This is a genomic window from Flavobacterium sp., from assembly GCF_047602195.1.
Taxonomy (GTDB): Bacteria; Bacteroidota; Bacteroidia; order Flavobacteriales; family Flavobacteriaceae; genus Flavobacterium.
In genome coordinates, this window is record NZ_JASGHW010000004.1 from 1,962,982 (window position 1) to 1,989,968 (window position 26,987).

Consider the following 26,987-nt stretch of genomic DNA (forward strand, 5'->3'; position numbering starts at 1 on the left):
GATCCAACCCTGGCGAAGGTGTAATCAGCAAGCAATTGATTAAAAAAAATATTCACACAATTGTGGTAATTTTTTTAATGACACCGCAATAAAAAGTAGATTAGTTCGAACTAAAACTTTGTTTTGGTTTGGAGGTAGAATTAGGGGTTTCTTCCTTATTAATGTAGTAACGATAGATAAAGAATCATTATTGTTCTTACCAAGAATCACAAACATTACAAAAACAAATATATATTAAATTGTTTAAAAATGCCTTAAACAATATATAAATAATTCAAAAACAAACACAAAAGAAAAAATACCACACAAGCACATAGAATAATAAGTTTTTAAAATAGTCTCAAATCTCAATATTAACTTAATTATATGCTTATGGATTTTATTACTTCCGTTCGACGAAAAGTTGAATGGCGATATGTGATTGTTTTCATCCTATCGCTTTCTTTTCAACTGAGCGTAAGAGGACAATCTGTCCCAATCTACGCCAACACGATTTCAAGCCAGGACAATGTCGATTCCGCCCCAAGTGCTACCGACGGCAATCCTACTACACGAGCAAGAATCCGCGCCAGTTCTGGAATCCTGGTCGGAATTGGAGCCTACACCGGTCACCTCGAATTGCAATATCCTGCAACGGTACCAGCCAACACCACTTCTTATGTCAAGATCAACACCGATGACAACCTGTTGCCTTCCTTATTGGGCGGAAGCCTCGGAGGGTTATTGTCCGATGTGCTCGGTACGGTGCTGATCGGAAACCAGGAATTTACCGTCCAGGCCAAGATGGGCAACACGCCGGTGCTTACGGGCGAAAGCCAGGTAACCAATGCTTTTGCTTCCCCGAGGCTTCGTATTGTGGTCAATGCGGCCAACGAGTATTTCATCGCGATCACGCCTGCACAGGATTATGACCGGATCCGCTTGACCAATCGATTGGGTTCGCTCGTCGGGCTCAACAATGTCAAACGGCTCGATGTTTACGAGGTATTTTACATCGGTACGCAGGATGTTTGCGGCGGACCATCGTTTACCTCTTTTGACGGCGCTGGATTGAATCTCGATTTGCTCGGTCTTGGCGGGGCAGGAGTGGCCAATCCGCATTTTGCCATCGACGCGAACCCGAACAATTATTCGAGATTGAGCCTCGGCGTATTGGCCGTAGCGGCCTCAATCGAACAAACGGTCTACTTCGATGGTTTGTTCGAACCGACCGATCAATATTATGTCAGGATGCGAATTCCGCCGGCTTTACTGGGATTGGGTGTGGTCAACAACATTCAAATCCTGGGGTACAATGGGCCGAATCTCGTGCATTCCGAAAATCTGGGCGCTTTGCTCGATCTTGATTTGCTCACCTTGCTGCAAGGCAACCAAGTCGCCCGCATTCCATTTTTTCCCAATGGAGCCATCAATAGGGTCGTGATCCGATACAATTCGCTTTTGAATGTACAACTCACCCAAAGCCTCGATTTATTTGGGGTAACCCGTGGCCCGGCACGACCGGTCATCAATGACCTGTTCACGCTAAACCCAAGAATTTGCGAAGGCTCGACGGCATCACTCGTGGCTGAAAGCGGCACCGGAACCGAATTGGTTTGGTATGCACAACCTACTGGCGGAACTGTTTTGGCCGTAATCGCATCGGGACAACCTTTCGTGACCCCAGTGCTTACCGAAAATACCTCGTTCTATGTAGCGGCAAGAAGGATTGGCTGTACCGAAGAATCGGAAAGGGTTCGTGTCAATGTTACCGTTGTTGATTTGCCTGTCGCCGATGATATTTCGATCGCGAATGTTTTCAGCGCCTGCAATGGAAACGTTACTTTGTCGCCTTCTTCCTCCATCGGTGGTGCGGTTTTCAAATATTACAAAGACCAGCAGAAAACCCAGGAAATCACCACAGGCTATGCCGGCGATCCCGGGGTGACTTATGTAAAGAATGACACGACTGGGGCGCTTTCGATCAGTGGGCTTACAGCCGTCAATTCGCCTTACCAATATTGCATCTCACTGACGGTCGATGGGCTTTGTGAAAATGTAGCCAACACGCTTAAGGCGGTGACCGTTAATTATTCGTCCGCATTGATCTTGACGGTAACACCGACGATGACAGGCTGTGGAAGCGTCGATCTTTCCGATGCCATTGTCAATTTCGACAGTTCAAGCGACATCCAATATTTATTTTTCGACGGCAATAACAATCCGATCACGACCGAAGCCGCTTCAGCAATCACCGCAAGCGGAACCTATTACATCCAGATGCAAAGCTTGAGTGGCAGTTGTTCTTCTTCCATCCAGCAAGTCGAAGTAACGGTCAGTCCGCAACCGGTTTTGACGATTGCCAATGCCAATCTCGTAGTCAATCTCGGTACTTCGGTCACGCTCGAAGCCACAGCCGATGCGCCAATCACTTGGTATGATGCCCAAGGGAATGCCTTGCCTTCAAATACCTACGGACCGTTTACCGCTGCCGGATTCTATACTTTCACCGCGATTGCCTCAAATGGCAATTGCTCTGACAGCGGAAGTGTTTCGGTAGTCGTGATTGATCCGGCCAATTGCCCGCCGCTGACCGAAAGGGTGTACGCCAACACCCAAAGCTGGAGCTCCATCCTTACCGGAGGTGTTGCCAATGCCGCCCAGGCCATCGATGGCAATCCGCAAACTTTTTCCACGATTACAACCGGAATCGGTTTGCTCGGCATCGGAACTACTTGGCAAACCTTGCAATGGAATACTACCATATCGGCCGGAACCCCGCTGACCGTCAAACTGGGCTCGGAATACAGCGGATTGGTTGTCGCTGGTGCATATTCTGTCATCGGAACCAAAAGAAATGGCGCGGGAATTCCGGTTGATATTGGAACCATCCAACCCGTCTCGGGCTCTTTGGCCGATTTGCTTGCGGGCGACAACAATTTCGAATTTACGTTTGTCCCTTCCGACAACACAGGCCCGAAGGCTTATGATGGGGTCAGGATTATCGTAGGTTCGCTCGTTAGCGTGGCCCAAAACGTCAAAGTTTACGAAGCCTATTATGATAGGATTGTAACCCAGGTAGCCTGTGGTGCTGGTGATGTCGAAGATGTATTCAGCGGCGCGGTCGACCTTGGGGTCGGTGCTGCGACGAGTACGGTTGGTGTGGCCAATCCGTTCAATTCGGTGGACAGCGATGTCAGTTCGTTTGCGACGATGTTCAGCGGTGCCGGGGTTTTGGCCGCAGCCGATTTGACCGTTTCTTTCCGCACGCCGACGTTGCCGGGCGACCGACTGGAAATCATTCTTTCGCGTCCTTCTACGGTTCTGAATTTGAACCTGCTCGCCGGATTTACGATCCAGATGTACAACGGCAACACACCGGTGACGCCAGTCATCGACAATACGTCTTCGTTGTTGACCCTGAATTTGCTCGGTGGAGGAAATGCCCGGGTAATCGTAAGCCCGCAGACGGTCGTTTACGATCGCATCAAGATCCGTTTTGGTGGCGTGGCGACGGTGCTCGATCAATTGCGCGTACACGACATCAGGAGATTTGCCGATACTTCGGTCAATGGTGCCGATGAAACCAATACGATCAATGTCTGCCAAGGACAAACGATTACCTTGAATGTCACTCCGGAACCGTGTACGACTTATGTTTGGTACGACGCCGAAACAGGTGGAAATGTAGTCTCCACCGGAACGAGTTTTACCGTACCGATGACCTTGGCCGCAGGAACCTACACGTATTACATCCAGCCGGTTCGTTTTGGTTGTGAAACATACAGTCGTGGACCGGTGACGATCGTCGTTGGGGAAACTGCTCCGCCAACCGCGATTACCGATATTACCTTGAATGGCGGGACGGCAACGACGTTCTGCGATACAACCGATATTACCTTATCGGCGACCTTAGATTCGACCGCGACGATTACCAACCCGATTTTCTATTGGTATTCATTCGACGGAACGACACAAACGTTGATTCCAAACCAAAGCGGTTCGACGCTTACCTTGACCGGCTTGGCGCCGGGAACCTATACGTATTACGTAGGGGTAAGCTCCGATGAGTATTGCCCTACGGCCGAACCCGATCGCGATTCGGTTACGTTTACGATTCTACCGTCATCGCAACCGACCGACATCAATGCCAACAATACCTTGGTGTGCCAAGGAACCGATGCGGTACTGACACCGACGACCACCTTGGCCAATCCTGAATTTAGCTGGTATTTCACCAACGATACTTCGCAACCGATAGTGAGTGGAAGTGTAGTGGGCGGAGCGACGTATACGATTTCAGCTTCGGGGGTATTGTCCATTTCCGGTTTGACCGTGACCAATTCGCCTTATACCTATTATGTCGGACTGGTCAGCGGTACAACCTGTCTCAATCAAAATGGCAACTTCAAGGAAGTGACCGTCATTGTCAATGATTCGGGAACGCCAACGACCAACGATACAACCCAGGATTTCTGTGTGGCCAACAATCCGACGATCACCGACATTCAGGTCAACGAACCGAGCGTGATTTTCTACGACGCGCCAACCGCAGGGAACTTGCTGCCTGCCGATACCGCTTTGGTAGACGATGCGATTTATTATGCCGCGTTCGATGCCTCGACCGGTTGCGGCAGTTCGACCCGATTGGCCATCACGGTCAATATCAATGATGCGGGAACGCCAACGACCAACAACGCAACACAAGAATTTTGTTTGATCGACAGCCCAACGGTGGCCAACATTCAGGTCAATGAACCCGATGTGGTCTGGTACTTATCGCCAAACGGAGGAACGCCTTTGTTGACTACCGATGCACTGGTCAACGGATCCACTTATTTCGCTTCGTTGACCGATGCGGTGACAGGCTGCGAAAGTTCGGTAAGATTGGCGGTGGTGGTCAACATCAACAATCCCGATGCGCCGACGACCAATAGTTCTACCCAGGATTTCTGTTTGATTGCCAATGCAACGATTGCCAATATCCAAGTCAACGAAACCGGTGTGATTTGGTATGATGCCGAAACCGGAGGCAATAGTTTGGCTTCAACGACTACTTTGGTTGACGGAGCAACTTATTATGCAGCCCTTTTTGAACAAACAACCGGATGCGAAAGCTCCGAAAGATTGGCCGTGACGATCAACATCAATGACACCAATCCACCAACGACCAATAATGCCAATCAAAATTTCTGTTTGGTAAACAATCCAACTATTGGCGATATCCAAGTCAATGAAACTGGTGTAATCTGGTACAATGCTGAATCCGGAGGAACGGCTTTGGCATCGACCGATGCTTTGGCCAACGGTGTTACATATTATGCATCGATTGTAGATCCAAACACGGGTTGCGAAAGCGCGACCAGATTGGCCGTCACTATCGGAATCACCGATCCGGCCACGCCAACGACCAATAGCAATACCCAAAGTTTCTGCGTGGCCGATTTGCCAACCGTTTCCGATCTTCAGGTCAACGAAACCGGAGTCATTTGGTACAATGCCCAAACTGGAGGAACCCAATTGACCGGCGATATTGCCTTGATTGACGGAGCGGTTTATTATGCTGCGGCTTTCGATTCGGTGACGGGTTGTGAAAGTTCGGTTCGCTTGGTGGTAACTGTCGACATCAATGATGCCGGAACGCCAACCACCAATGATGATACGCAGGATTTTTGTCAATCACAAAATCCAACCGTGGCCGACATCCAAGTCAACGAAGCCAATGTGGTGTTCTTTGACGCAGCCACTGGCGGAAACCAATTGACACCCGATACCGCATTGACCAACGGTGGTGTTTATTACGTTTCGTTCGATGCGGCTTCAGGTTGTGCGAGCTCGATCCGATTGGCGGTGACCGTGGCCATCATCAACGTGCCTACACCGACGACCATCGATGATTCTCAGGATTTCTGTATCACCGACAACCCAACGGTAGCCGATATCCAGGTCAATGAAGCCAATGTCACTTGGTACAATGCATCGACTGGCGGGAATGTGGTGGCGTCTTCTACGGCACTTGCCACCGGAATTTACTATGCCTCATTGACCGATCCGATCAGCGGTTGTGAAAGCGGCGTCAGATTGGCCATCACTGTAAGCTTTGGCGGAAATATCCCTGCAACGCTTTCAGGTGGCGAGGCCATAGAATGTGTATTCGAAGAAGTGACTTACACCACCGAAGCCGGCATGACCGATTATGTCTGGACGGTTTCACCCAACGGAACGATTGTCCAAGGGGGACAACTCACCGATAACTATGCCCGCGTCGCCTGGATGGCCATGGGGCAAGGAAATGTAGACGTATCTTACTATAACAGTTGCAGCGGTATTACCAATGCCGACCGCGACATCAATATTGAAACTTGTTCCGATTTGACGATTACCAAAACGGTTGACAATCCAACACCGAACATCGACGACATCGTCACGTTTACGATTACCGTAAACAACGTAGGAAGTGGTGAATTCCACGACCTGAACGTCAACGAAACCTTGCCGAACGGCTACGCTTTCGTGAGCGCTGCCGCCTCGGTAGGAACTTACAGCAATGTAAGCGGTACGTGGACAATTCCGCTTTTGGAAGCCGATCAAACTGCCATTCTCACGGTCAGCGTGACGGTACTGCCCACCGGCAATTACCTCAATATCGCAACCATCGTGACCACGAATCCCGATGACATCGATCCGGGCAACAACAGTGCGGAAGCCTTTACTTCGCCGATTTGCCTGATCGTGTACAACGAGTTCAGCCCGAACGAGGATGGTTCGAACGATACTTTCAGGATTGATTGCATCGAAAACTTCCCGAACAACAAATTCGAAGTGTACAACCGCTACGGTGCGTTGGTCTACAGCCAATCGGGCTACGCCAACGACTGGGACGGCACCGCCAATGTTTCTGGCGCGGTCAACAAGGACGATAAGCTCCCGACCGGTACTTATTACTACACGCTCGACTTGGGAATGGGTGGCAAACCAAAATCTGGCTGGTTGTCGATTACGCGATAACGGCCAAGCCGCCCCGTTTTTTATTAACTAAATAGTATAGATATGAAACTGCATATAAATCTCAACAACGCTTATATTTTGTGGATTGCATTGATTGCTGTCACGGCAACGGCACAGCAACAGCCCGGATATACGCAATACATGTACAACACCATGACCGTCAACCCGGGTTATGCGGGTTCGGCGGGTGTACTCGAAGCGACCCTTTTGCACCGTTCACAATGGACGGGCATCGACGGTGCGCCGCAAACACAGGCACTCACGATCGATTCGCCTTTGTCGAATGAAAAAATCGGATTGGGTCTGAGCGTCATCAACGACAAACTCGGCCCATCGAACGAACTTTATCTAGAAGCCAACGCCTCGTATACGCTGAACCTCAATTACGACATGAAGCTCGCTTTCGGGGCCAAAGCCGGGATGCGTTCGATGAACGTCGACTGGAGCAAAGGCCGCTACTATGACGAATCCGACGTTTTGCTCAACAACAACATCAGCAAAACCAAGCCGTCGCTCGGCGCAGGCTTGTACCTGTACACCGAAAAATGGTATGCCGGGATTTCGGTACCGAGTTTCCTGCGCGATGAATATTACGATGACGTCAAGGAAGCCGTGTTGTCCGACCGTTTGCACTATTACGCCATCGGTGGTTATGTGTTCGATTTGACCGAAAACCTCAAATTCAAACCCGCCGTCATGGGGAAACTCGTGAGCGGAGCGCCGATTACGGTCGATGTGTCGGCCAATTTCCTGATCCAGGAAAAATTGACACTCGGGGTTTCGCACCGCATCGACGATTCGATCAGCGCGCTGGCCGGATTCCAGATCACACCGAGCCTGTACGCCGGTTACGCCTACGATTACACCGTAACCGATCTGAACAAATACAATGACGGATCGCATGAAATCATCCTCCGTTTCCAATTGGTCAAAAAAGCCAGTCAAATCAAATCCCCGAGATTTTTCTAAAACCAGACAATCATGAAAAAGTTAGTTCTACTCAGTTTGTTGTTTTGTTTGACGGCGACTTTTGCACAGACGAAACTCAAGAAGGCCGACAAATTATTCCAAACCTACGCGTTTGTAGATGCGGCCAAAATATATGAAGAATACCTGGCCACGGCCGAAAACCCTTCGATGGAAGCGATCAAGCGCGCCGGGGATTCGTATTACAACATCGATGACAACCGCAACGCGCTCAAATGGTACCAGAAATTGTACGACATCCAGGGCGAGACAATGAGCGAGGAATATTTCCTACGCTACATCCAGACGCTCAAGGGCGTCACCGATTATGCCAAGGCCGACAAGCTCACCAAGGAATACCTGCAGAAGAAAGGCGACCAAAAGGAAATCGCGCGTTACATGAACCAAAAGAAAACGCTCGACAGTCTGGCTTCGGCCACGCCGCTCTATACCGTCAAAGGATTGGAAATCAATTCCCCCAAATCCGATTTCGGTGCGGCATTTTATGGTGAAAAGATTGTCTACGCTTCGGCCAAGGACACGACCAAATTCAACGAGAAATTGTACAGTTGGAATAAACAGCCGTTCCTCGATCTCTATGTTGCCGAGCGCAACGCCGTCGACGGATCGCTGTTTGCCGAAACCGCTTTCCTGCCCGACATCATGACGAAATACCACGAAGCCACGGCGACGTTCAGTCCGGACGGGAAAACGGTTTATTTCACGGCCAACATCGTCAAGAAAAACGACAAACTCGTCATCGACAAGTCGCGTACGAACAATTTCCAGATCCTCAAAGTCAACATCGACGGCAACAAAGCGGGCAAACCCGAGAAAATGTTCTTCAGCAGCGATTCGTATTCAGTCGGCCATCCGGCGCTCAGTGAAGACGGCAAATGGCTGTTCTTTGCTTCGGACATGCCGGGCGGAATGGGCGGCACCGATTTGTACGTCGTCTCCATTACCGATGGAACGATGGGTACGCCGCAGAATCTCGGACCGAACATCAACACAATCGGCGAGGAGATGTTTCCGTTTTTCAGCAACGGAAAATTGTATTTTTCTTCCGACGGGCATTACGGATTGGGCGATTTGGACATTTACGAATCCAAATTCACCGCGCCGCTCAATTTTTCCGAACCGCGAAATTTAGGAAGCCCGATCAATTCGAACAAGGATGATTTTGCCTACATCGTCGAGCCGAAAGACAGCTACGGTTATTTTTCGTCGAACCGTCTCAACGGCAAAGGCGATGACGATCTGTATTATTTCACGAAAGTCAAACCGGTGTGCAACGAACACATTTCGGGAATCGTCATCAATTCGAAATCGAAACTGCCGATTTTGGGCGCGTCGATCAAAGCCTACGACCAATTCGGCGATCTCGTGACCGAAACGACCACCGACAACGAAGGCAAATACAAAGTCACCGTGCCATGCAAGAAGAAATACAAACTGATCGCGTCCAAAACCAACCACAGTTCCGATGAGAAAGAAGTCGAAACCATCGGCAAGAACGATAACGAAATCCCGAACGTCAACTTCGAGCTCAGCAATTACGACGATCTCGTGGTCAAGGACAAAGGTGTCGAAAAAGTTGCCGTCAACCCGATTTTCTTCAACTACGACAAATGGGACATCACGCCGCAGGCCGCAGAAGAACTCGATAAAGTGGTCTTCATCATGCAGAAATTCCCGAACATCAAGATCAAGATCGAATCGCACACCGATTCACGCGGGAAAGATGCCTACAACATGAAACTGTCCGACAACCGCGCGAAGTCGACGCAAACCTACATCATCTCAAAAGGAATCGACTCAACAAGAATCGAAAGCGCCATTGGGTACGGCGAAAGCCGACTCACAAACAAATGTAAGAACGGTGTCAAGTGCACCGAGGCGGAACACTTCAAGAACAGAAGATCCGACTTTATCATAATCCAGAAGTAAGTTTTGTTGAGATTATTTCCAGGAGGCCGCTCATTCCGTTTATTCGGGTGGGCGGTTTTTTTTTGTTTAGTGCCTGAGAAGCTGAGCGCCTGAGTTTCTGAGTTTGGGCGTGCCGGTTGCTCCATTGCATTGCGCAACCGTCGGGCTTTTCGCTACAATCTTTTGCTCATTCTTCGCAAAAGGATTTTCGCTGCAATCCCTCACGCGAACCCGTAAATTATCCTTTAAAATATTACAAAACAAATTCGTGCATTCGTGGCCAAACTTTTTTAAATTTAACCGAAATTTCATTACCACACTCCAATGGACATCCAACAGCAAATCCAATCCCTGCGAGACGAACTCAACGGACACAACTATAATTACTACGTACTCGACAATCCCACGATTTCCGATTTCGATTTCGACCAGAAACTAAAGACACTCGAAAAGCTAGAAACCGAAAACCCGCAATTCTTCGACGAGCATTCGCCCACGCAGCGTGTCGGCGGGATGGTTACGAAAAATTTCAAGACGGTGGTGCACGAAAGCCGCATGTATTCGCTCGACAATTCGTATTCGACAGAAGACGTGCAGGATTGGGAAGCGAGGATTCAACGTGCTTTGGGAAATGTTGCCGTAGAATATACGTGCGAACTCAAATACGACGGTGCGTCGATGAACCTGACCTATGAAAACGGCAAGCTCAAACAGGCCGTGACACGTGGCGATGGTTTTCAAGGCGATGAGGTCACGACAAACATCAAAACCATCAAATCGATCCCATTGCATCTCAAAGGCGATTTTCCACCGAAATTTGACATCCGAGGCGAAATCATCTTGCCGCTCGCCGGTTTCGAAAAAATGAACCAGGAATTGATCGAAATAGGAGAGACGCCTTACGCGAACCCGAGAAATACCGCTTCTGGAAGCTTGAAATTGCAGGATTCCTCGGAAGTAGCCAAACGTCCGCTCGATTGTTTGTTGTATTCGATTGTTGGAAATAATTTGCCATTCAAAACGCATTTTGAAGGTTTGGAACACGCGAGACAATGGGGTTTTAAAGTCCCGAAAGAAGCGGTGCTTGCTAAAAATCTGAACGAGGTTTTCGGATTTATCGAATATTGGGACCAGCACCGCCACCACCTGCCGTATGAAACCGATGGCGTGGTCATCAAAGTCAACTCACTGCACCAACAGGAAGAACTGGGCTACACGGCCAAATCGCCGCGTTGGGCCATTGCCTATAAATTCAAGGCCGAACAGGTTTTTACCGTATTGAATTCGATTTCGTATCAAGTCGGACGGACCGGAGCCATTACGCCGGTGGCCAATCTGCAACCCGTACAGCTCGCCGGAACGGTCGTCAAACGCGCATCGTTGCACAATGCCGACCAGATCGAGAAACTCGACATCCGCATCGGCGATACGGTTTTTGTAGAGAAAGGCGGCGAAATCATCCCGAAAATCATCGCCGTGGATTTGAGCAAACGACCGAATGGTTCGGTGCCTACACAATACATCACGCATTGTCCGGAATGCCAAACCGAATTGATCAGAAATGCCGGTGAAGCCCAGCATTATTGTCCGAATTTCTATGGTTGTCCACCGCAAATCATCGGCAGGATCCAGCATTACATTTCGCGAAAGGCAATGGATATCGAAGGTTTGGGCGGGGAAACCGTGGCGCTTTTGTACAATAATGGGCTCGTACAGAATTATGCCGATTTGTACGAATTGCGAATCGAACAGATTCTGCCGCTGGAACGCATGGCGCAGAAATCGGCGGAGAATCTCGTCAATGGCATCGAGCAGTCGAAGAATGTTCCGTTTGAACGCGTGCTGTATGCGATCGGGATCCGTTACGTAGGGGAAACTGTCGCAAAAAAATTGGCCAAGCATTACAAAAATATCGACAATTTGCAGCAGACGAACCTGATGGATTTGGTCCTCGTGGACGAAATCGGCGACCGCATTGCAAAAAGTGTAATTGAGTTCTTTGAAAATCAAGAAAATAGACTTATTATTGAACGGTTGAAAAGCCATGGCGTACAATTGGAAATCGTCGAGACGATCAATCCGGATGCCACCGATAAGCTGGCTGGGAAAACTTTCGTGGTTTCGGGTGTGTTTGAAAAATTCTCGCGAGACGAACTCAAGAAAGCCATCGAGGACAACGGCGGAAAGGTCGGCAGTTCGATTTCTGCCAAAACCGATTATGTCGTGGCGGGCGAGAACATGGGGCCGGCCAAGCTCGAAAAAGCCAGCCAGCTCAAAATTGCAATCATTTCGGAAGATGATTTTATCAAGCTGTTAGATGAAAACTAAAACCATCGCGTATTATCTTTATTTTGTGGCGTGCATCACGGCGTTGTTTGCGATCATCATCGACAACGAGCTGCTGTTGCTGCTGTCCAAACCGATGATTATTCCGGCGGTTTATTTTTATTACCTGACCAAGACCAAACGCGTCGATTTTTTGTTTACGATGGTCATTATTTTGAGTTTCATCGGCGACACCGTCATTTTGCTCAAGATCACCGATCCGTTGTATGTGATGGTGCCGTATTATCTGTCTTATCTCATTTTGATCCGATTTATTGTGCTCGATATGCTCAAGGCCAAAGTCAACCTCAATAATGTGTTGTTGTCGATTTTGGTCGCCGCAGGTCATGCCTTGATGTTGTACCTGGTGCTCGATCTGCAGTCGATGGAAGGCAGGAAATTTATCGTGCCGTTTTCGATTTACGGCATCACCTTGTCGCTGATGGTGACGCTTTCGGTCTACAATTACCTCGCGGGCAAGTCAATTTCCGGGTTTTACATGCTCGTGGCCTGCGGTTGCTGTCTGGTTTCGGATGTGTTTTATGTGATGTATAATGAGCATTTTCACATCCCGATCCTGAGTTACATCAATTCGGGCATGCAATTCTTTACCTATATTTTCTTTGTGAAATACATCACCAACCGAAAAATACCGGCCAAGGTTTCGGCTTAATTCAGAGATATGGAACAGGCAATCGGAGCAAATCATCCCAACAGGAACAAGGTCGTGAACCTGATCATCGCGCTGTATTTTTTGGTGTCGACGGTCGAGATCGTGGCCGAATTTCTCAAGGATACCAATCTGGTGATGTGCACCAAACCGCTCATGATGCCTTTGCTTGCGGCACTTTATCTGTATACTTCACCCAAAAAGAACCTGTTTTTCCTGACAGCCTTGCTCTTTACCTGGACGGCCAATATGCTGTTTATTTCGAAGGATTTCAATTACATCATTACCGGAACGCTTTTCTTTACGGCTTACCGCATTTTGATTATTTACCTGGTCATCAAGTTGGTTCGCGTACCGGGGATTTTTCCGCTGCTGATCGGCTGTTTGCCGTTTCTGTTCATTTATCTTTTTGTGATTGCGTTGACCTATGAGGATCAGCAAGATGGTTTTTGGCTGTTTTTGTTGCAGGGGATTTTTACGATTTTCTTCGGCGGATTGTCGCTGGGCAATTACATTTTCAAGTCGAACAAGGCCAATACGTATCTGCTCATCAGTACGATGTTGTTCACCTTTACGCAATTCTTGTTCGTGATCCGGTTGTTTTATGTGTCGCTCAATATTTTCCAGCCGCTCGCGATGTTGCTGTATGTGGCGGGCCAATTCATGTTGTACAAGTTCATCCTGATTGAGGAAAACAAACTGGTTCGGCATCAAAATATTAGCGGAATCAAACAAAAGAGTGCCTAGTTTTTTGTACATTTAAAGTGCTTAAACAATTCCCAAAATATTCCTTTTAGAGATAGCGGGATATTCGACCCAGAATTCAAACAACCCTCGATAAAACAAGCATTTGTGGATACTACCGCCAGCAATAGAATCCCTAATCTCATTGCAAAAATCTACTTTGCAATTGCGGCCATTTTGGTGGTTTCGGAATTCTTTTCGCTCAAGACGACCATCCTTTTTCTCAAACCGACGCTTATTCCTACATTAATTGTCTGGTATGTGCTGACATCGGCCAAAAAAAGCCCGTTGTACATTTCGGCTTTGGTATTCGCGTTGTTTTCGAATGTGTTCTTTATATCGGAATCGCAGGATTTCCTACTGTACGGCATTATCGCATTCATGGTCTACCGCATCCTGAGCATCATCGTGGTGGTCAAATTGGTCGATACGATCCTGTGGGTGCCGTTCATTATCGCGACCTTGCCATTCCTGTTTATCTTTTCGTGCCTGATCAACCTTACGATGACCTCTGATTCGCCGAGTTTTTACCCGACCATCATCAACGGATTGCTCATTGCCGGACTCGCCGGAATTGCGTTGTCGAATTATGTGATGAATGACAATAAAGCCAACTCCTGGCTCGCGATCAGCACGCTGTTGTTCATCGTGCTCGTGTTCCTGTTTATGATCGAGAAGTATTATTTGAGTAACATCGCCTTCAAGCCGCTCTCGGCGTTCATCTTTGCCTTTGCGCATTTTACGTTTTACAAATTCGTGCTCGAAGCCGAACAGAACGGCAAGCGGTCAGACGATTATTGAACGCCCATTGGCCGTGGCTTTTCCTGATTCGAGATAGAAATCAATCCGTCCCAAATTCACCCCGTAACAACCCACCTGGTTGACCAAAACCTCTTTGCCTTCCACGTTTTTGACCACCGAAGGTTTGTCCAGGAACGTATGCGTATGTCCGCCGATGATCAAATCGATGTCTTTGGTCAAGGTGGCCAATTTCATGTCGCAAATCTTATCGGGCTCATTCTTGTATTGGTAACCGATGTGCGAGAGGCAAATGACCAGATCGCATTTTTGTTCGTGTTTTAAAATACGCGCCATGTCCTGCGAAATACCCACCGGATCGAGGTATTTCGTCTCCTTGTAATTGCGCGGATCGACCAAGCCGTCGAGCTCGACACCCAATCCAAAAACGCCTACCTTGATGCCGTCCTTGACGAAGATTTTGTACGGTTTCACCAAACCATTCAAAACAGTGTTCTTGAAATCGTAATTGGCCGACACGAAATCGAATTTCGCATTGGGCAATTGTGCATAAAACCCTTCGATGCCGTTGTCGAAATCGTGGTTGCCCATCGTCGACAAATCATACTGCATCAGGCTCATGAGTTTGAACTCGAGTTCGCCGCCAAAATAATTGAAGTAGGGCGTGCCCTGGAAAATATCGCCCGCATCGAGCAGCAACACATTCGGGTTTTCCTTGCGGATGCTCTCGATCAAAGCCGCACGACGCGCCACGCCACCCATATTCGGGTTTTTTGGGTGGTTCGCCGGAAACGGGTCGATGTAACTGTGCACGTCGTTGGTGTGCAACACCGTCAAATGTTTCACTTTCGGCGCATTCCCGAAACTGCTCAGCGACAAGCCCATTCCTGCCAATGCAGTGGCTGCGGCGGTTTTTTGTATAAAGTATCTTCTTTCCATTTATTATCTCTTTTCCGTGCTGTCATTCCGACGCAGGAGGAATCTCATTTGATTTTTTAGGAGCTATTTGCTTCGCCAGTTCGCTTCGCTCGTGCCCCGCTTTCCGCAGTATCTCTGCGAGGATACTTGCCGCAATCGGGGCTAGGGATATGTGTTTTATTTTTCCACCGAAATTCTGACATCCGTCGTCAGTGGAATGGTATCGACATCTTTGAAATAATCAATCAAAATGTCGCGCAATTTATAATCGAGCCTATACAATTCAATACCTTTCTTGAAAAACAACATGCTGTCGCCTCCATTGTACAAATAATCGTTGGTGCCAACGTAATAAATCTTGTCTTCTAGTGGTTTTCCTTGAACCATAATGTTTTTCGGTAGATTGTCTTTTCCAATCATAAAAGTCAATCCCGCGAGCGGATGCGGTTTCTTTTCGGCAATGATGTAAGTGATCATTTCCAGGATTTGCTCTTTTTTCATCGCACTCACGACCATGCTGTTTTCAAAAGGCATGATTTCGAAAGCCGTTCGCGTGGTGACATCGCCTTTGGGGATGATGGTGCGGATGCCGCCGTGGTTGAGCATCACGATGTCGATTTTCTTGCCTTCGCGCTTTTCGAAAACCTTGTTGCCGTATTGCAAGGCGACATCGGCAAACATATTGCCCATCGTGGTTTGCCATTGGCCATTCTTGTCCAGGGTTTCGGGAGCGTAGGCCAGCACAGTGCCCATGTCTTTTTCGACCTTCTCGCGGTACGGTTTGATGAAATTCTCAATGTTAGCGTCGGTGCCGTTTTTTTCGGAAATGCCAATTTCCTTACCTTCGATGCGGTTGACGGCCCATTTTTGTTCGCCGCAGGAAACCGCCAAAATAAATGTTAAGAATAAAACAAAAGACTTTAGGACAACGTTATAGTTTTTTAGTTTTACCATCCGAAAATGCGCTTATTTGTATAAATTTGTTTGCCAAGTAAAAGTATATGTTTTTAAATTACATCAAGAATTTTTTTACCCAAAAAATCGTTAAGAAAAGTTTATCAAACGCAAAGATGGTAGACGGTGGGACGATCCAAACGGTAGGGATAATTTTCGATGAAAGTTACTTTTACGAACGCGAAGCATTGGTCGGGGAATTGGTTAAGAACGGCATTCAAAAGAACGATATCAAAGTGTTGGTTTTCAAGAATAAAATCAAAAAAAACGAACAGTTCGATTATCCGGTTTTCAGCCACAAAGATTTGAGTTGGACCGCTACTTTCAGCAATTCCGAAGTCAAGGAATTCACCGCCGAAAAATTCGATTTGCTGATCAATTACTACGACACCGAAAAATCGGCTTTGTTGCTCGCTTCCGATTCGTCCAAAGCCAAATTCAAGGTCGGTTTTGCCTCGATCGACAAGAAGATCAACCATTTCATGATCAATACCAACGCCGAGAACTACCAGGTTTTCGTCGAAGAACTGTTCAAATACCTAAAAATTCTAAATAAAATATAGCCATGCAATCACTTATCGGTACCGGCGTCGCGCTGGTCACGCCTTTCAAAAAAGATTTTTCCGTAGACGTAGAAGCGCTCCAAAAGATTGTTCAATTCCAGATCGACAATGGCATCGAATACCTTGTGGTTTTGGGCACGACCGGAGAATCGGCCACGCTCACCAAAGCCGAAAAAGAACTCGTGATCCAAACCGTCATCGAGGCCAACAACGGGAAATTGCCTTTGGTTCTGGGTGTCGGCAGTTTCAATACCGCCGATGTAGTGGAAGAATTGAAAACCCGCGATTTGTCGAAATTTACCGCCGTGCTTTCGGTTTCGCCTTACTACAACAAACCCACGCAGGAAGGCATTTACCAGCATTTCAAGGCGGTAGCCGAAGCGTCTCCGATTCCCGTGATTTTGTACAACGTTCCGGGAAGAACGGCGAGCAACATGCAACCATCGACCGTTTTGCGTTTGGCCAAAGATTTCAAGAACATCATCGGAATCAAGGAAGCCGCGGGCGACATCGTCCAGGCGATGAAACTGATCCAGAACAAACCCAAGGATTTCCTCGTCATTTCGGGCGACGACATGATTACCTTGCCGATGGTTTTGGCCGGTGGAGCGGGCGTGATTTCGGTTATCGGCGAAGGATTTCCGAAACAGTTTTCCGATATGGTGCGTCTGGGCTTGCAGCGCAAAGTGGACGAAGCCTACGAACTGCATTACCTGTTGGCTGACGCGATCGATATGATTTTCGAGCAAGGCAATCCGGGCGGAATCAAGGAAGTATTCAAGACGTTGGGCTTGTCCGAAAATACGGTGCGTTTGCCGCTCGTCAATGTCGATGAAAATTTGGCCAACAGATTGCGCGAGTTTACGCTCAAAATCGGAAAGTAAATCGTCGGAAATCAAGGCTTAAAAAATAATTTTGTAGTCTGTAATTATTAACTAAATTTGCCGTTGGTTTTCTGCGGAGCGAAATCGCCCGAAAATCAAGGACCCGAGGCGCAGACGAACTGTTCTGAAGCGTAGCGAAAGAAAATCCAAAAGAAAATAATGAAGAAATTTTTATCTGTATTGCTCATTGCCGTGTTGCTCAGCTCTTGCAGCCAGTACCAAAAAGCAATCAAGTCTGAAGATGTTGCGGTCAAATTCAACGAGGCAGTCCGTCAATACGACAAAGGCAAATACAACAAAGCCATCCGTTTGTTCGAGATGATTGCGCCGGCATACCGCGGCAAACCGCAGGCGGAAAAAATGTTTTACCTGTACGCGCAGTCGTATTACAAAACCGAGCAATATTATTTGGCAGGTTACCAATTCGAAAGTTTTGTGTCGAGCTACCCCAAGAGCGAGAAGCTAGAGGAAGCGTCTTATCTGGGCGCCAAAAGCTATTCGAAGCTTTCCCCGCGCTACAGCCTCGATCAGGCCGATACGAACAAAGCCATCAGTAAATTGCAGAATTTCATCGATGCCTATCCGAATTCGGAATATTTTGCCGAAGCCAATGTGACGCTGCGGGAATTGACCGACAAACTCGAAAAAAAGGCTTTCGAGATCGCCAAGCAATACAATACGATTGCCGATTACAAGTCGGCTTTGGTGGCGCTCGACAATTTCATCGCCGATTTTCCGGGAACCAAATTCAAGGAAGAAGCGCTGTATTACAAATACGATTCGGCTTACAATCTGGCCATCAACAGTGTGCCTTCGAAAATGGAGGAGCGCTTGAACAATGCCAAGATCGCCTACAACAACTTGGTCAAATTCAATGGCGAGACCAAATACAAAAAAACTGCCGACGACATGTTGGTCAAAATCGATCAGAACTTACAACAATATAATAAATAAAGTCATGGATTTAAAAAAGACGAATGCTCCGGTAAACACAATTACCTACAACAAAAGCGTGATTGAGGAACCAACCGGGAACATCTATGAAGCGATTACCATTATGGCTAAAAGGGCAAACCAAATCAATTCTGAGATCAAGAAGGAATTGACCGAGAAATTGGAAGAGTTTGCCACCTACAACGACAGTCTCGAAGAAGTTTTCGAAAATAAAGAGCAAATCGAAGTGTCTAAATTTTACGAAAAATTGCCAAAGCCACACGCATTGGCAGTTCAGGAATGGCTCGATGGTAAAATTTACCACAGAGACACTACAAAATAAGAAACCATGTCAGTTTTAAGCGGTAAAAAAATCTTGCTCGGAATCTCCGGTGGCATTGCCGCATACAAGACTGCATCATTGGTTAGACTTTTCATCAAAGCCGGCGCCGAGGTCCAAGTGATCATGACGCCGGCTTCGAAGGATTTTGTCACGCCGCTTACTTTATCTACACTTTCCAAAAATCCGGTCCATTCTACTTTTTATGACGAGCAGGATGAAAACGCTGAGTGGAACAACCACGTCGAATTCGGTCTTTGGGCTGATTTGATGCTGATTGCGCCAGCCACGGCCAACACCATGTCGAAAATGGCGACCGGAAACGCCGATAATCTCTTAATCGCGACCTATCTTTCTGCCAAATGTCCCGTGTATTTTGCGCCGGCGATGGATCTGGACATGTACAAACATCCATCGACCTTGGAAAGTTTCAAGGCTTTGCAAAGCTTCGGAAACATCATGATTCCGGCCGAAAGCGGCGAGCTTGCGAGCGGATTGTCGGGCGAAGGAAGGATGGCCGAACCCGAAAACATCATTGCTTTTCTAGAAGCCGATTTGTCTGCCAAATTGCCGCTCAAAGGAAAAAAAATACTCATTACGGCCGGACCGACATACGAAGCGATCGATCCTGTGCGTTTTATAGGCAATCATTCTTCGGGTAAAATGGGTTTTGATATCGCCAATCAGGCGGCCGATCAAGGCGCGGAAGTGATTTTGGTTTCCGGGCCGACGCATCTGAAACCGAAAAATGGTTCGATAAAACTGATTTCGGTTGAATCGGCGCAACAGATGTACGAGGCGTGCCATCAATATTTTGAAAGTGTCGATGTGGCGATTGCAGCCGCAGCCGTGGCCGATTACCGTCCGAAATTTGTTGCCGAACAGAAGATCAAAAAGGCCGAAGCCGATTTTGCGATCGAGCTCGAAAAGACCAAAGACATTTTGGCTTCGCTCGGAGAAATCAAGAAAAACCAATTCCTGGTGGGCTTTGCGCTCGAGACCGAAAATGAAATTGAACACGCCAAGCAAAAAATCAGGAAAAAAAACCTAGATTTGATTGTTTTGAATTCGCTCAACGATGAAGGTGCCGGTTTTGGAAAATCGACAAATAAAATTACCTTTATCGACAAAGATTTTAATATAGAACCGATGCCGCTCCAATCGAAAGAAGCCGTTGCAGCCGACATCATCAACAAAGTTATCGCACATTATGCCTAAAATCCTCAGTCTAATTGCCGTCCTGTGTTTCGGATTCGCGAGCGCGCAGGAACTGAATTGTACCGTAACCGTCAATGCCGACCAAGTAGGCGGAACCAACCAGCAAGTTTACAAAACGCTGCAGAAATCATTGACCGATTACATCAACAAGACCGATTGGACGGGGCAGGGCTACAAGAATAATGAACGCATCAATTGCTCGATGTTTATCAATGTGTCTTCGGCGGTTTCGGGTGTTTTTACGGCCACGATCCAGGTTTCGGCCTCGCGTCCGGCCTACAATTCGACTTATGCTTCACCGATCTTGAACTTCAACGACAAAGAGTTTACATTCAATTACAACGAATTCCAGAACCTGACTTTTAACCCGACGGTTTTCGAATCGAACCTGATTTCGGTGGTTTCCTATTATTGTTTCATGATCATCGGGATGGATGCCGATACGTTCTCGCTCGAAAGGCGGTACTTCTTACCTCGAAAACGCGCAGGAAATCGTCAACGCGGCCGCGGGAAGCGGTTACAAAGGCTGGAGCGGAAGCGATGGGAATTCGAACCGTTACTTTTTGGTCAACGACATGCTTTCTGAAACCTACAAACCGTTCCGCGAAACCATGTACAAATACCATTTCGAAGGCATGGACAGCATGGCCAAAGACCAGAAGGCAGCCAAGCAAAGTATAGCCGAAGCGCTCGAGAAACTGAAAGAAGTGCATTCGGTGCGTCCAAATTCGCTCATGATGCGTGTGTTTTTTGACGCCAAGGCCGATGAGATTGTCTCGATTTTTTCGGGCGGTCCCAAAATGCCGATTACCGACGTGGTCGACAACCTGAACCGTATTTCTCCATTGAATGCAGCCAAATGGGGCGGGATTAAGTTTTAATCCGGCTCCGTTTCGATAGATAAAATCCATTTACCGGTCCAATGATCACATCGCTTTCCATCAATAATTTTGCTTTGATAGAAAAATTGAGTATTGATTTTTCTCAGGGTTTTTCCATTATCACAGGCGAGACTGGTGCGGGAAAATCAATTTTATTGGGCGCGCTGGGGTTGGTTTTGGGCAAACGTGCCGATTTGGCTTCGCTCAAGAACAAAGAGGAAAAGTGCGTAATCGAAGCCCAATTCGATCTTTCGCATTACAACCTGCAGTCTTTTTTCGAAACCAACGACCTCGATTACGAAGACCATACGATCATCCGCCGGGAAATCTTGCCTTCGGGCAAATCGCGTGCATTTGTCAACGATACGCCGGTCAATTTGCAGGAATTGCAGGAGTTGGGCGATTTCCTGATCGACATCCATTCGCAGCACCAGACCCAGGAATTGTCGGATGACGGCTACCAATTTGCAATCATTGATGCAATCGCCGGAAATAAAGCATTGCTTTCAGATTATTCGGATTTGCTCAAATCTTATAAAAAAGACAAAAGCCAGCTTGGCGAATTGAATTCCCAATTGCACGATATTGTAAAGGAACAGGATTACAACAATTTTCTGCTTGAGGAACTGTTGTCGGCCAATCTTAAACCTAGCGAACAGCAGGAGCTAGAAGCTGTTTACGAGCAGCTCAGCAATGTCGAATTGATCCGGGAAAACCTCGATAAATCTCTGGCGATTGCGCATGACGAACAATTTGGCGTGACGCAAAACCTGCGCGAGATGAAAACGGCCTTGCAAAAAATAGCCGGTTTCTCTGCCGATTTTCAGTCGCTTTCGGAAAGATTGAACAGTGCGGCGATCGAACTCGAAGACATTGTTTCTGAACTCAATCGGTTGACCGACAAACTGGTGCAGGATCCGCAGCAATTGGAATTGGTCAACCAAAAATTGCAATCGATTTACAACCTGCAGAAGAAACACAATGTCGCTACGGTCGAGGAATTGCTCGAAATCCAGAATGAACTCGACAACAAGGCGGTTTCAGTGACCACTTTGGAAAGCGACATCCAATCATTGGAAAACCAAATCCAATCGGCGCAAAATGCACTCGACGAAAAAGCCGTCATTATCCGTAAAAATAGGGAGGAAGCAGTGCCGGTTTTGACCCAGCGATGGGCTGAAATCCTTTCGCAATTGGGGATGCCGAACGTGCGTTTTCAAATTGAAATCAAACCAGGCGGGAATTATTTACCCAACGGTAAAGACGAATTGCAATTCTTGTTTTCGGCCAACAAAGGTTCCGATTTCGGATTGCTCAAGAAAGTCGCTTCGGGTGGGGAAATGTCGCGCATCATGCTGGCCACCAAATCGATCCTGGCGCAATATTCCAAATTACCAACGATTGTATTCGATGAAATCGATACCGGGGTTTCGGGCGAGATAGCCGACAAAATGGGCGAAATCATGAAGGCCATGAGCAAGCAGATGCAGGTTTTTGCGATTACGCATCTGCCGCAGATCGCTGCCAAGGGCAACGACCATTTCCGCGTCTTCAAAACCACCGAGGGCAACCAGACCGCCACCCAACTCAAACGACTGGACCATGAAGAACGGGTGGTCGAGATCGCGCAAATGCTTTCTGGGGCGGCGATTTCCGATTCTGCCATAAATCACGCAAAAGCCTTGTTGAACTAAAAAAAGCAAGCTATATTTGTGGGTGTATTTTGTGAATTGTTCAATATTACACGCAAACCTAAACCAAACTTTTTATGATCATAGAACCAAGAATGAGGGGATTCATTTGCCTGACCGCGCATCCTGCTGGTGCTGAGCAAAGTGTCAAGAATCAGATCGAATATGTCAAATCGAAAGGACCGATCAACGGTGCCAAAAAAGTACTCGTGATTGGGTCTTCTACCGGTTTCGGACTCGCTTCAAGAATTTCGAGCGCTTTCGGTTCGGATGCAGCGACCATCGGTGTTTTCTTTGAAAAACCGGCTGCTGAAGGCAAGACTGCGTCTCCGGGTTGGTACAATTCGGCGGCTTTCGAAAAATTCGCGCACCAGGCCGGATTGTATGCCAAGAGCATCAACGGCGATGCCTTCTCCAATGAGGTCAAGCAACAAACAATGGATTTGATCAAGAAAGATTTGGGACAGGTGGATATGGTGATCTACAGCTTGGCTTCGCCGGTCCGCACCAATCCCAATACTGGCGTGACGCACCGTTCGGCCTTGAAACCGATCGGAAACGTCTATACCAATAAAACAGTCGATTTCCATACCGGAAAAGTGTCTGAGATTTCGATCCAGCCCGCCAATGAGGAAGACATCGAAAACACGGTGGCCGTCATGGGGGGCGAAGACTGGGCGATGTGGATGAAAGCGCTCAAGGATGCCGATTTGTTGGCACCGGGCGTATTGACCGTGGCCTATTCTTACATCGGGCCGGCCTTGACCGAACCGGTTTACCGCAAGGGAACGATCGGTCGTGCCAAAGACGATCTCGAAGCGACGGCGTTTACGATCTCGGATGACTTGAAGGACATCGACGGCAAGGCTTATGTTTCTGTCAATAAAGCGCTTGTAACGCAGGCGAGTTCTGCGATTCCGGTGATTCCGTTGTACATTTCGCTGTTGTATAAAATCATGAAAGCCGAAGGCGTGCACGAAGGCACCATCGAGCAAATCCAACGCCTTTACGCCGAAAGATTGTTCACGGGCAAAGAAGTACCGACCGATGACAAAGGCCGTATCCGCATCGACGATTGGGAAATGCGCGACGACATCCAGCAAAAAGTAGCCGATTTGTGGATACAGGCGACGACCGAAAACCTGGCTGAAATCGGAGACCTCGAAGGCTATCGCAAGGATTTCTATCACCTGTTCGGATTCGATTTCGATGGGGTCGATTACAAGGCCGATGCCAACGAAATGGTACAGGTATCGAGCATTCCGCAAGAATAAAAAAGTTTAAATATTGTTGGCCACGAATTCACGAATTTCTACAAAACATTCGTGAATTCGTGGCTAAATCTTTTAATCACATCACATGTACAATTTACTTAAAGGGAAGAAAGGCATTATTTTCGGGGCACTCGATGAACATTCGATTGCCTGGAAAACTGCCGAAAGGGTGCACGAAGAAGGCGGTGTTTTTGTGCTGACCAATGCACCGGCAGCCCTGCGCATGGGGAACATCGATGCGTTGGCACAAAAGACGGATTCGCAGGTGGTGGCTGCCGATGCGACTTCGGTAGCCGATTTGGAACTGCTCGTCGACCAGTCGATGGAAATCCTCGGCGGAAAAATAGATTTCGTGCTGCATTCGATCGGGATGTCGGTGAACGTGCGCAAAGGCAACGCTTATATCGACCAGAATTATGATTTTACCGAAAAAGGCTGGAACGTTTCGGCGGTTTCCTTCCATAAAGTGATGCAGGTCTTGTACAAGAAAGACGCAATGAACCAGTGGGGAAGTATTATCGCGCTGAGTTATATCGCTGCCCAACGGGTATTTCCGGATTACAACGACATGGCCGACAACAAAGCGTTTCTCGAATCGGTCGCGCGCAGTTTTGGGTATTTCTTCGGGAAGGACAAAAAAGTGCGTGTCAATACGATTTCGCAATCGCCTACGCCAACCAAAGCGGGTCAAGGCGTCAAGGGATTCGATGCATTCATTTCCTTTTCTGAAAAGATGGCGCCTCTGGGCAATGCCTCTGCTTTGGATTGCGCCAATTATATCGTGGTGATGTTTTCGGATTTGACCCAGAAAGTAACACTCCAAAACTTGTATAATGACGGAGGTTTTTCTTACACGGGTGTAAGTCAGGAGGTTATAGAAACTCTTACAAAATAAGTTACAGTTTTATCGATGAAAAGCCTGCAATGATGCGGGATTTTTGTGTTTTTATTAACATTAATTTAGTATTAAAGGATTGTTAAAATTGAGTTGGTTTTTTAAATTAGCGACCCATATAAACTTAACAAATTTTAATAATGAAAAAACTTTACGCAGCAGCATTTGCACTTGCTTTTTTTAGCCAAGTCAATGCGCAGGTATTGAACCAGTCGGCAGGCTGGCCTAATGCCGCATGGACCATCACGGGAAGTTACAACAACGACCCGTTGGCTTTTGAAGCCAACCCAACGACAACCCCAAATTTCGCTTTCGACGACGACGACGCGGGAAACAATGCACACGAAGACAACATTGCCGCCGAATCGCCGGTGATCGATTTGACCGCTGCCTTCAACGCAGGGGAGAAGTCACTCGTAATTACAGTGGATTATGGTTATTACTACCTCGAGAATGACGTGTTGCAATTCCAATATTGGGATGCGCAGGCGTCGGCTTGGGTGGCTTGGCCGGGTGCAAACATCGCGGGGAACTCGACAAGTGTTTACGACGATTTCTGTACCATTCCTAAGGTGACGATGACTACAGCGGCTTTGAGCATTGCTGCATTTACACCGGGCCAATTGTCTGGATTCAGGTACCGCATCTCTTACGATGACGATCCGTTGGCAGGCGACTGGAACTATGGTTTCTGCTTCAATTCGCCAACGATTACTTCGATCGCTTGCGGTGCCCCGGTCAATTTGGCTGCTGGCAATATCACCAACAATACGGCTGACATTTCTTGGGATGCCATTGGTGGAATCGCTGGGTTCGAATACGTATTCAACCAAGATGCGGCTGATCCGACCGAAGCAGGAACGGCTACAACCGACCTTACTTACCCGGCTACAGGATTGGACGCTTTCGAGCGTGTATTATTTCCATCTCAGGGTAAACTGTGGAAGCTCTTTCAGTTCTTGGGTGACACTTGAAATCAATACCATGGCCGATGTGCCGGAAAACGATTCTTGTGCTACGGCATTCGCTATTCTCTCTTTCCCTTACACGTTGAGCCAGGATGCTTCGGCTGCGACCAACAACGATGGTTTTATCGATACTTGTTCAGGAATGAACGACGGGGTTTGGTTCACTTTTGTAGGAAATGGAAATGATGTGGTGATCGACTGCACGGATATTGTCGGATGGGATCCTGAATTAGGGGTTTACAGTGGCTCTTGTGGTACTTTCACTTGTGTGGGTCAGGTTGATGACAACGGAACAGGCGGTGATGAGACTTTGGAATTTTCTACGGTTGCGGGAACGGTCTATTACATCAATTTTGGCCACTACAGCAGCGGTAATGATGAACCGGAAGGAGTTTATACCATCACAATAACCGAACACGAACCACCACAACCGATTGCCAACGACGCTTGTGCTGATGCGATTGCAATTACTTCATTTCCGTATACGAATGCACAGGATGCTACATTGGCAACCAATAACGGCGGATTCATCGTGGCAGGATGTAGTTCAGACATGAACGATGGCGCCTGGTATACCTTTACAGGTAATGGAAACGAGATCACGGTAGAGATTTCTAACGTGGACGGATGGGATCCGCAATTGGATGTGTACACCGGATCTTGCGGTACTTTTACTTGTGCGGGCAGTGCAGATGACGGTGGCAATTCGGCTGGAGAAACCGTAACGGTAGCTTCGGTTGCAGGAACGACTTATTTCATCAACGTTGGACATTACAGCGGATTTGACGATGAAGCTGAAGGACCTTACCAAATCAATGTTTCTTCGGTGTTGGGTACGCAATCATTTGCAGGTGCCGGTTTCAAATCGTATCCGAACCCGGTGAAAGACGTCTTGAATGTTTCTTACAGCAAGACCATCAACGAAGTAACCGTTTACAATCTGCTTGGACAGCAAGTGTTTGCAAAATCGTTGAACGCCAAAGGAGGCCAAATCAACTTGTCTTCACTCAATACAGGCAATTACATCGTAAAACTGACTTCAGATCAAGAAGTGCAAACTCTTAAAATTTTGAAACAATAATCAAAAT

The 26,987-nt window shown here is 47.5% G+C and carries 21 protein-coding genes; 19 read left to right on the top strand and 2 right to left on the bottom strand.

The window, feature by feature from the left end:
• Positions 1-372: 372 nt before the first annotated feature.
• The 7 genes from QM717_RS14900 (at position 373) to QM717_RS14930 (ending at position 14,422) form a co-directional block, all read left to right on the top strand.
• Positions 373-6,987, top strand: coding sequence for a gliding motility-associated C-terminal domain-containing protein (locus QM717_RS14900; RefSeq protein WP_415038590.1), 6,615 nt, complete (start codon positions 373-375; stop codon positions 6,985-6,987).
• Positions 6,988-7,029: 42 nt separating this feature from the next.
• Positions 7,030-7,956: a type IX secretion system membrane protein PorP/SprF gene (locus QM717_RS14905; RefSeq protein WP_415038592.1), complete on the top strand. Its 927-nt coding sequence runs from the start codon at positions 7,030-7,032 to the stop codon at positions 7,954-7,956.
• 12 nt (positions 7,957-7,968) lie between these two features.
• Complete coding sequence (locus QM717_RS14910) at positions 7,969-9,903, top strand: OmpA family protein (protein WP_415038594.1); 1,935 nt, start codon at positions 7,969-7,971, stop codon at positions 9,901-9,903.
• A 303-nt stretch (positions 9,904-10,206) separates the two neighbouring features.
• On the top strand, positions 10,207-12,210 hold the full coding sequence (gene ligA / locus QM717_RS14915) for an NAD-dependent DNA ligase LigA (RefSeq protein ID WP_415038596.1): 2,004 nt from the start codon (positions 10,207-10,209) through the stop codon (positions 12,208-12,210).
• Positions 12,200-12,880, top strand: a complete 681-nt coding sequence (locus QM717_RS14920) for a lysoplasmalogenase family protein (protein WP_415038597.1) — start codon at positions 12,200-12,202, stop codon at positions 12,878-12,880. Before ligA ends, QM717_RS14920 begins: the two co-directional genes overlap by 11 nt.
• Before the next feature lie 9 nt (positions 12,881-12,889).
• Positions 12,890-13,624: a lysoplasmalogenase family protein gene (locus QM717_RS14925; protein ID WP_415038599.1), complete on the top strand. Its 735-nt coding sequence runs from the start codon at positions 12,890-12,892 to the stop codon at positions 13,622-13,624.
• Positions 13,625-13,729: 105 nt separating this feature from the next.
• The gene (locus QM717_RS14930; RefSeq protein WP_415038601.1) at positions 13,730-14,422 is read left to right on the top strand and encodes a lysoplasmalogenase family protein; all 693 of its coding nucleotides are present in this window, start codon (positions 13,730-13,732) and stop codon (positions 14,420-14,422) included.
• On the opposite strand, the gene QM717_RS14935 is transcribed toward QM717_RS14930, so the two are convergent.
• Entirely contained in the window at positions 14,408-15,319 is a 912-nt protein-coding gene (locus QM717_RS14935) for a bifunctional metallophosphatase/5'-nucleotidase (protein WP_415038603.1), read from the bottom strand. The genes QM717_RS14930 and QM717_RS14935 overlap by 15 nt on opposite strands.
• Before the next feature lie 156 nt (positions 15,320-15,475).
• A complete protein-coding gene (locus QM717_RS14940; RefSeq protein WP_415038604.1) occupies positions 15,476-16,189 on the bottom strand; it encodes a 5'-nucleotidase C-terminal domain-containing protein in 714 nt (237 codons plus the stop codon).
• 110 nt (positions 16,190-16,299) lie between these two features.
• Here QM717_RS14940 and QM717_RS14945 point away from each other — a divergent pair, with 110 nt between their 5' ends.
• The 12 genes from QM717_RS14945 to QM717_RS15000 all read left to right on the top strand — a co-directional run bounded on the left by QM717_RS14945 (position 16,300) and on the right by QM717_RS15000 (position 26,980).
• Positions 16,300-16,815 carry a DUF6913 domain-containing protein gene (locus QM717_RS14945; protein ID WP_415038606.1) on the top strand — a complete coding sequence of 172 codons (516 nt, stop codon included), beginning with the start codon at positions 16,300-16,302 and terminating at the stop codon, positions 16,813-16,815.
• A 2-nt stretch (positions 16,816-16,817) separates the two neighbouring features.
• Entirely contained in the window at positions 16,818-17,699 is an 882-nt protein-coding gene (gene dapA, locus QM717_RS14950; RefSeq protein ID WP_415038607.1) for a 4-hydroxy-tetrahydrodipicolinate synthase, read from the top strand.
• Between the two features lie 159 nt (positions 17,700-17,858).
• On the top strand, positions 17,859-18,653 hold the full coding sequence (locus QM717_RS14955; protein ID WP_415038609.1) for an outer membrane protein assembly factor BamD: 795 nt from the start codon (positions 17,859-17,861) through the stop codon (positions 18,651-18,653).
• Positions 18,654-18,657: 4 nt separating this feature from the next.
• Positions 18,658-18,975 carry a DNA-directed RNA polymerase subunit omega gene (locus QM717_RS14960; RefSeq protein WP_415038611.1) on the top strand — a complete coding sequence of 106 codons (318 nt, stop codon included), beginning with the start codon at positions 18,658-18,660 and terminating at the stop codon, positions 18,973-18,975.
• A gap of 6 nt (positions 18,976-18,981) precedes the next feature.
• A complete protein-coding gene (gene coaBC, locus QM717_RS14965) occupies positions 18,982-20,190 on the top strand; it encodes a bifunctional phosphopantothenoylcysteine decarboxylase/phosphopantothenate--cysteine ligase CoaBC (RefSeq protein ID WP_415038613.1) in 1,209 nt (402 codons plus the stop codon).
• Positions 20,183-20,776, top strand: a complete 594-nt coding sequence (locus QM717_RS14970; RefSeq protein ID WP_415038615.1) for a DUF4835 family protein — start codon at positions 20,183-20,185, stop codon at positions 20,774-20,776. The genes coaBC and QM717_RS14970 overlap by 8 nt, the downstream gene beginning before the upstream one ends.
• A complete protein-coding gene (locus tag QM717_RS14975) occupies positions 20,682-21,071 on the top strand; it encodes a DUF4835 family protein (protein WP_415040141.1) in 390 nt (129 codons plus the stop codon). Before QM717_RS14970 ends, QM717_RS14975 begins: the two co-directional genes overlap by 95 nt.
• 41 nt (positions 21,072-21,112) lie before the next feature.
• Positions 21,113-22,765 carry a DNA repair protein RecN gene (recN, locus tag QM717_RS14980; RefSeq protein ID WP_415038617.1) on the top strand — a complete coding sequence of 551 codons (1,653 nt, stop codon included), beginning with the start codon at positions 21,113-21,115 and terminating at the stop codon, positions 22,763-22,765.
• Between the two features lie 74 nt (positions 22,766-22,839).
• A complete protein-coding gene (fabV, locus tag QM717_RS14985) occupies positions 22,840-24,036 on the top strand; it encodes an enoyl-ACP reductase FabV (protein ID WP_415038618.1) in 1,197 nt (398 codons plus the stop codon).
• Between the two features lie 85 nt (positions 24,037-24,121).
• Positions 24,122-24,931 (top strand): enoyl-ACP reductase, encoded by an 810-nt coding sequence (locus QM717_RS14990; protein ID WP_415038620.1) that lies wholly within the window; start codon positions 24,122-24,124, stop codon positions 24,929-24,931.
• Between the two features lie 140 nt (positions 24,932-25,071).
• A complete protein-coding gene (locus QM717_RS14995) occupies positions 25,072-25,905 on the top strand; it encodes a hypothetical protein (RefSeq protein WP_415038621.1) in 834 nt (277 codons plus the stop codon).
• Positions 25,895-26,980, top strand: a complete 1,086-nt coding sequence (locus tag QM717_RS15000) for a T9SS type A sorting domain-containing protein (protein ID WP_415038623.1) — start codon at positions 25,895-25,897, stop codon at positions 26,978-26,980. The genes QM717_RS14995 and QM717_RS15000 overlap by 11 nt, the downstream gene beginning before the upstream one ends.
• The last annotated feature ends 7 nt before the right edge of the window (positions 26,981-26,987 follow it).